Source organism: uncultured Fretibacterium sp. (assembly GCF_938040765.1).
GTDB lineage: Bacteria > Synergistota > Synergistia > Synergistales > Aminobacteriaceae > CAJPSE01.
Window position 1 is genome coordinate 1 of sequence record NZ_CALIAA010000111.1, and the last position, 7,050, is coordinate 7,050.

Consider the following 7,050-nt stretch of genomic DNA (forward strand, 5'->3'; position numbering starts at 1 on the left):
CGTCGCCGCTTATGCCGGGCGCGAGGGGTACGATACCCTTTGGGCCGCCGACGGCGAGGCGGCCATGTCCTTATGGGAAAAGCAGGGGGCCGACCTCGTGGTCCTGGATCTGATGCTGCCGAAGCTGAGCGGCACGGAGGTGTGCCGGCGCATCCGTGTGCGCTCGGCTGTGCCCATCATCATGCTGACGGCCAGGGGCAGCGAGGACGACGTCGTCGCGGGGCTCGACGCCGGGGCGGACGATTATGTGAGCAAGCCCTTCAGCCCCCGGGTCCTGATGGCGAGGGTTCGGGCGCATCTCCGTCCTCTTCGGGAGACGAGGGGCGTCAGCGGGGACGGTGCGCCCCTCTCGATAGGGGGGCGCATCGAGATAGACCCGGAGCGGGTGGAGGTGCGCAAGGACGGAGTTGCGGTTCCCGTGACGCGCAGCGAGTTCATGGTGCTTTCCACGCTGGCGTCGCATCCCGTCCGGACCTGGTCGCGGGACGACATCATCCGTTCGGCCCTGGGCGACGATTTCGAGGGGTTCGACCGCACGGTGGACGCCTACGTCAAGAACCTCAGGAAAAAGCTGGCCGAGCCGGGGCATGAGAATGGATGGATTCGTACCGTGTACGGCTTCGGCTACAGGATCGACGATTCCGGGCCGGAGGAGCGCTCATGAAAAGGAGGGGGCGTTCCCTGCGGGCCCACCTGATGCTGCTCTACGTTCTGCTGGCGGTCCTGAGCGGGGTGATCGTTCCGGCTCTGGTGAGAGACCTGAGCCTTTCGGGATTTCAGGATTACCTGGGACGGAGGAGGGCATCCGACCTGGAGGAGCTGGGAGCTTCCCTGGAGGCCCTCTATCGCGAGGATGGGGGCTGGAACCCCCGCCGGGTGATGGACGTCCTGCGTTCCTCCGCCGGGGGAATGCCCTCGGATATCGTCCTCCTGGACTCCGGCGGAAACAGGGTCCTGCCCATGGGGCACGGACGGGGATGGGGAATGCGGGGGAAAAACCGCGTCTCCATTCCCCTGAGCCTGGAGGGGCGGAGGATTGGGACCCTGGACGCGAACGGACGCCCTCCGTCCAGCCGCCTGGAGCAGGAGTTCGTCTCCCGTATGGCCCTGTATGCCCTCGTGGGCGCTGCGGCCATGATCGTCGTGGCCTGCGGGTTGGGCTACGTCGTCGCCGGAGGCCTGAGCCGGCCCGTGATTCGGGCCGCGGAGCGGGCACGGCGCATCAGCCGTGGGGAGTACGAACTGGAGCCGGAGCCTCCCAGCGGGATCCGCGAGATGGACATGCTGTCCCGCGGGGTGGAGGAGCTGGGGCGTTCCCTGGCGGGACAGGAACGGCTGCGCAAACGCCTGATGACGGACATCGCCCATGAGCTCAGGACGCCCCTTACGGTGGTGCGCTCCCAGGTGGAGGCCGTGGCGGATGGCGTCTGGGAGGTCACCCCGGAGCGGCTTGCGCTCTGCGCGGCGGAGATCGAGCGTCTGAGCGACCTGATCGGAGAGGTGGAATCGCTGACGCGGCTCGAGGGAGAGATCCTGTCCGTCCGCCTTCGGGACACGGACCTGGCCGCCTTTCTGAACACGGTCCTGGATACCTCGGAGCCGCTTTTCGCCCGGTCCGGGGTGACGCTTCACCGCAGCCTCGAAGGGAACGTCCGGGCGAACGTCGATTCGGAACGCTTTCGCAGCGTGATCGACAACCTGCTCTCGAACGCGTTGCGCTATTCGGAGGCCGGGGGGCGAGTGGAGGTTCGGCTTCGCTCCCGGGACGGCAGCGCCGTCGTCGAGGTCGAGGACGCCGGGACCGGCATCGACGCGGCGGACCTTCCCCATGTCTTCGACCGTTTCTACCGGGCGGACGCGGCGCGCGCCCGTGCGACCGGGGGACGCGGAATAGGCCTCGCCATCGCGAAGGCTGCGGTCGAGGCCCACGGTGGGACCATAGAGGTCAGCAGTCGGCTGGGGGAGGGCAGCCGCTTCACGGTGAAGCTGCCTCTGGGAGGAGAAGGCTGAAAAAATCGCCGTCGAAAAGGTGCTGAAGATATTGATCTAAATTGATCTATTGACCCAAAAGAGCGCCCCCTCGGCAATATCGCCGAGGGGGCGTTGCGCATCCCTAAACAGGAGCAGTCGCTGGTCGACCTTTGTCTCACTCGTTGGCAGCCTGTTTATCGCAGGCCACGAAAATCGTTCGCCTGCTTAAGTCCTTCGATCTCGTCGAGGGATAGTTCGGTAGCCTGGCTTATCTGCTCCGGCGTGAAATTCAGGACCAACATCCGCCGCGCTGTCTCGGTTCTGCCTAAAACAATGCCCTCGTTCAGAATGGTCTTGGCCTCGTACTCCAGCACCTTGCCTCCCATAACGGACCTCACTCCTTCCCTCACCCTGTCGTGCTTCCTGGCGATGTGCTCCAGAACCTTGTCGGACATCTCCTCGATCGTCCGCTTCACGTACTCCGTCAGCCTGCCGGACTCGGCCAGTTCCCCGAGCCGGTCCTTTATCCCCTCGTACTCGGACAACAGCCCCCTCATGAGCCCCTCGTCCCTCTCGTACTCCGCGAACCGGCTTTCGTGGGAGAAAATATGGAAGGGGATCAGAAACAGAAGCCCTTTGGAAAAAATCTCCTCCGGAGAATAACGCTGGGCCTTCAGTACGGGGATGTCGTAAGCGGCAAGGCCTCCACCGGGAAGCTCGATGCGAATGGTCATCACGTCCGGCGTGGACGAACGGCACCGAAGGTACAGAACCGCCGAGTCGGGAAAACGCACCGTTAGAACGCCGTCCTCGACCTCGCCCGCATCCAAGGCAATCTGAGCGTCGTACTCGAACATGCGGATCAGCATGCTGTCGTCCGCGGTGCTCTGGCACTCGATATGGTACTTCCTGAAGGGCTCGCCCCGTATGCCGAAGCAGGAGTCCGTGACGCGCTCCCGTTCCTCTCCGTCCTGTCCGTTGATGAAGTGCTCGTTGGGGTAGAACTCCACCGTCTCGTTGCCGGAGTAGGACGCGTGAAAAATTTCGTTCACGAGGGGTATAACGAGCGAGGAGCAATCGTTCAGGAGCGTGCGGAACACATCGTCATAGGGCGTGTTTACGATCGCCGCCATCCCGTTCCCCGTCCTTTCGGCCTGCCGGACTCGCTTCGACGTCTCGAGGCGAAGCCGCCCCCTCTCGGCCCGGATGCCGGCTTCATTATAACAAAACAGCGGAATGGAAAAACCGACAAACTGTTCCTTTTCCTCACGGCATCGGATTGATCCAGACCCGGCGGCCCGGGGGAACGGGGCTGTTCGAGGGGCGGTAGGCCTTCAGGATCGCCCCGCCGGAACGAAGCGTGCAGTGCAGCTCCCGTCCCTGGTATTGGACGTGCTCCACCTCCGCCGGTAGCCCCTTCCCGCCTTCGGACAGGGCGAGCTGCTCCGGGCGGAGGGGGTAGACCCCCTCGTCCCTCCACACCCCGGCGTCCGCGTTCCCCGGCCATGTCCAGAAGGCCCCGCCCTCGGCCCCCTCGGGGCGGAAAAGCCGGTCCTCCCAGCGGCCCCGGATCAGGTTGGCCTTGGAGACGAAGCGCGCCACGAACGGCGACGCGGGGGCCATATAGACCTCCTGCGGGGAGCCGACCTGCTCCACTCTGCCGCCGTTCATCACCACGACCCTGTCCGCCAGGGCCATGGCCTCCTCCTGGTCATGGGTGACGTAGACGAAGGTCGAGCCGTGCCGCCTGTGCAGCGACGCGATCTCCTGACGCATCTCGATCCTGAGCTCCGCGTCGAGGGCCGAGAGCGGTTCGTCCATCAGCAGGATGCCGGGGCTCCCCGCCAGGGCGCGGGCCAGGGAGACCCGCTGGCGCTGCCCTCCGGAGAGCTGGGCCGGGCGGCGGTCTGCCAGGGCCTCTAGCCCCAGGGGCCGGAGGAGCCTCAGGGCCTCCTCCCGGCCGCCCTCCTGGCCGCGGTACTTCAGGGCGAAGAGGACGTGCTCCGCCACCGTCATGTGCGGCCACAGGGCGAAGGACTGAAAGACCATCCCCACTCCGCGGTCCTCCGGCGGAAGACGGAAAGCGGCCGAGGAGACGACGCGGCCGTCGAAGAGCACCGACCCCGCGGACGGTTTCTCGAAGCCCGCCAGCAGGCGCAGCAGGGTCGTCTTGCCGCAGCCCGAGGGCCCCAGGACGGCGGTGAAGCTCCCCGCCGGAAACTCCGCGTCCACGCGGTTCAGGGCCGAACAGCCGCCGAACCGCTTCTCCAGCTCCACCACGGAGACGAAAACGCTCATACGCCGACTTCCTTTCTTTCATATCGGTTCACCCACCGGCGCAGCGCCAGCCCCGACAGGAGCAGAAGGGCGAGAAGCCCCAGGACGAGCACCGAAAAGGCGCAGGAGAGGGCGACGTCCCCCGCCTGTTCGAAGTTCAGAACCACCATGCCCACGGTCTCCGCCCCCAGGGCCCCCAGGATGGAGGAGACCGTGAGCTCCGTCAGCGCATGGGCCGTCGTCATGAAGAAACCGGAGAGGAGCCCGGAGGAAATCAAGGGGATGAGAATGCGGCGCCAACAGGCCCATCGCCCGGCCCCGCAGATGCTGGCGGCCTCCTCCACGGAACGGTCCACCTGCTGCAGCGCGCTTGCACTGGCGCGGAACTGCAGAACGCTGAAGCGCACGACGTAGGCGATGGCCAGCAGGGTCGTGGTGCCGTAGATCCCCGGGCGCCAGCCCGGCAGAGGCTCCACCCACGCCAGGATCATCGCCAGGGCGAAGACCGTCCCGGGCAGGACGAACGGCAGCGAGAGGGCCGCCTCGGCGAACCGAAACGCGATCCCCGGACGCCGCACCCTTCCCCAGGCGACGGCCGAGCCGATGAAGATCGCGCACACCCCCGTGAACAGGGCGAGCCGGAAGCTGTTGCCCAGGGCCCCCAGGGCCTTGGGGTCGCCAAGGAGGAAGGCGAAGTTGTCCAGGGAGAGGTTTGCCGTTCCGAAGCTCAGGCCCCACGCCCTGAGCAGGGAGGCCGCCAGCATGGACGCGAGGGGCAGGAGCGAGGTCAGCGCGACGAAGGCCCAGAGCAGCCCCTCGACCCAGGGCCGGAGGCGTCCGAGCTCGCAGCGGGGCTGACGGTCGGGCACGAGGCTCTCCAGCACCTCCCCACGGCGCAGGAAGCGCCACAGTACGGCGCAGCTCAGGAGGGCGAGCCCCCCCAGCATCACGGACAGGGCCGCCGCACGCCCGAAGGCGGAGGGACCGAACCCGACGACCTCCTGGTAGATGAGGGTGCTCAGCACGTTGATGTTTTTGCGCGCCCCCAGGAAGGCGGGGATCCCGAAGTTGTCCAGCCCCGCGAGGAGCACGGTCATGGCCCCGCCCACGATGCCGGGAAGGGCGGAGGGAACGGTGACGGACCGGAAGGTCCTCCACGGTCCGGCGCCGGAGCAGCGGGCCGCCCACTCGGCCTCGCGCGGAACCTTCCGCAGCGCGTTCAGGCAGAACAGGAAGGCCAGGGGCGCGTGGCAGATCCCCATGACCCCGACGATCCCCTGCCAGCTGTAGGCCGAGGGGACGTTCCACCCCGTGAGCTGGGCCAGGAACCCGCCCGGGCCGGCGAAGCGCGCCCAGGCCAGAGAGGTGATGTAGGACGGGATGACGAACGGCATGATGAAGAGCCCCTCCAGAATCCTCTTCCCCCGGATGTCGGTGTGGGCGATGAGCCATGCCTGGACGAGCCCCACGGAGGACGCGAGGAGCGTCGAGGCCCCGACGATGCCGATGGTGTTGAGGATGCCCGCGCGCACGCGCTCGGAGGCCGCCAGGTCCGCGTAGAGCCCCAGGGTCGGGCCGCCGTCGCTCCACACGCTCAGCCAGAAGAGGCGCAGGAAGGGAAGAACGAAGAAAAAGAAGAGCGGGAGCGTGAAGGCAACGCTCCATCCGCCGGGAAAACGCCGCAGCGAAAAGCGTCCCCGGCCCTCCCGCAGGGCGTACTCGGGCAAGGCCGTCCTCAATAGCCGAAGAGCTCCGAGAACCGGGCCTTGTCGCCCTCGCGCTCCCGGATCAGCATGGCGGAGTCGGCGCTCAGGACCGTCATTTGGTCGATGCCGAGCAGCCCGTCGGGAACGGGGACGCCGCGGCGCACGGGGACGTACCCCATCCCGGAGAAGAGCGCCTGTCCCCTTTCGGAGAGGAGGAAGTCCACGAAGCGCTTCGCCTCGCCGCGAACTTCCTCCCGGGCGACGATGCCCACCGGCTCCGTGATGACGGGCGAGCCCTCCGCGGGGTAGACGTAGTCGACGGGCGAACCCTTGGCCTTGGCGCGCCGGGCCATGTAGTCGACGACGGGACCGAAGAGCCTGTCCCCGCCCGCCACCGCGGTGATGATGCTCCCGTTGCCCTTGCCGACCGCCACGGCGTTCGCCTTCATCCCCTCGTAAAACTTCCAGCCGAAGCCCTCCGAACGGGTCAGGACGCCGAGCTGGTAGGCCGCGGCCCCCGAGTAGAGCGGGCTCGCGATCATGGCCCTGTCGGCGTTCTCCGGGTCGAGGAGCGCCTTCCACGTGGGCTCGACGGCCTTTCCCGCGGACGTGTTGAAGAGAAGGACCGTGGCGAGCACCTTCGTCCCGCAGTAGGTCCCGTCGGGGTCCTGCACGGAGTCGGGCAGCGCGGACGCCTCGGGGGAGCGGTAGACGGCCAGGACCCCCTCGGCCTTCAGGCGCTCGAACGTCACGGCGTCGGCGAGCAGAAGGAGGTCGGCCTGCACCCGTCCGGTCATCTTCTCCGCCAGGACCTTGCTCACCACCTCCTCCGTGCCCGAGCGGAACACGCGGACCTCGACGCCCGGGCAGCTCTCCACGAACGCCTCGACCAGGGTCCGGACGTCCCCGTCGGGCTGGGAGGTGTAGAGCAGGAGCGGCTCCGCCTGGGCCGAAACGGCAAAACAGAACGTCATCGCCAGCAGCGCGGCGAGGTTCAAAGTTCGTCTCATGAATTTCCCCTCCGGTTTTTCAAGCATCCTTGTCATTATATATCGCTTTGGGGAGAAGGGGGACGGAAAGGATACGGATGGGGGCG

The 7,050-nt window shown here is 67.0% G+C and carries 6 protein-coding genes; 2 read left to right on the forward strand and 4 right to left on the reverse strand.

The features are described 5' to 3' along the window. Both Q0176_RS04035 and Q0176_RS04040 read left to right on the forward strand, forming a co-directional pair. A partial coding sequence (locus Q0176_RS04035) for a response regulator transcription factor (protein WP_299299480.1) occupies positions 1-664 on the forward strand: 664 nt, incomplete at its 5' end. Next, on the forward strand, positions 661-2,010 hold the full coding sequence (locus Q0176_RS04040) for an ATP-binding protein (RefSeq protein WP_299299482.1): 1,350 nt from the start codon (positions 661-663) through the stop codon (positions 2,008-2,010). The genes Q0176_RS04035 and Q0176_RS04040, both read left to right, overlap by 4 nt. Before the next feature lie 155 nt (positions 2,011-2,165). Here Q0176_RS04040 and Q0176_RS04045 read toward each other — a convergent pair whose 3' ends face one another. The 4 genes from Q0176_RS04045 to Q0176_RS04060 form a co-directional block, all read right to left on the reverse strand. After that, positions 2,166-3,104, reverse strand: coding sequence for a hypothetical protein (locus tag Q0176_RS04045; protein ID WP_299299484.1), 939 nt, complete (start codon positions 3,102-3,104; stop codon positions 2,166-2,168). Positions 3,105-3,237: 133 nt separating this feature from the next. After that, complete coding sequence (locus Q0176_RS04050; protein WP_299299486.1) at positions 3,238-4,269, reverse strand: ABC transporter ATP-binding protein; 1,032 nt, start codon at positions 4,267-4,269, stop codon at positions 3,238-3,240. Next, positions 4,266-5,987, reverse strand: a complete 1,722-nt coding sequence (locus tag Q0176_RS04055; RefSeq protein ID WP_299299488.1) for an iron ABC transporter permease — start codon at positions 5,985-5,987, stop codon at positions 4,266-4,268. The genes Q0176_RS04050 and Q0176_RS04055 overlap by 4 nt, the downstream gene beginning before the upstream one ends. Then, the gene (locus tag Q0176_RS04060) at positions 5,984-6,964 is read right to left on the reverse strand and encodes an ABC transporter substrate-binding protein (protein ID WP_299299490.1); all 981 of its coding nucleotides are present in this window, start codon (positions 6,962-6,964) and stop codon (positions 5,984-5,986) included. The genes Q0176_RS04055 and Q0176_RS04060 overlap by 4 nt, the downstream gene beginning before the upstream one ends. Positions 6,965-7,050: the final 86 nt, after the last annotated feature.

What these genes read in the sequence shown, in the direction of transcription:
- Q0176_RS04040 (WP_299299482.1), top strand. Translation starts at nt 661, where the DNA reads ATGAAAAGGAGGGGGCGTTCCCTGCGGGCCCACCTGATGCTGCTCTAC.
- Q0176_RS04045 (WP_299299484.1), bottom strand. Translation starts at nt 3,104, where the DNA reads ATGGCGGCGATCGTAAACACGCCCTATGACGATGTGTTCCGCACGCTC.
- Q0176_RS04050 (WP_299299486.1), bottom strand. Translation starts at nt 4,269, where the DNA reads ATGAGCGTTTTCGTCTCCGTGGTGGAGCTGGAGAAGCGGTTCGGCGGC.
- Q0176_RS04060 (WP_299299490.1), bottom strand. Translation starts at nt 6,964, where the DNA reads ATGAGACGAACTTTGAACCTCGCCGCGCTGCTGGCGATGACGTTCTGT.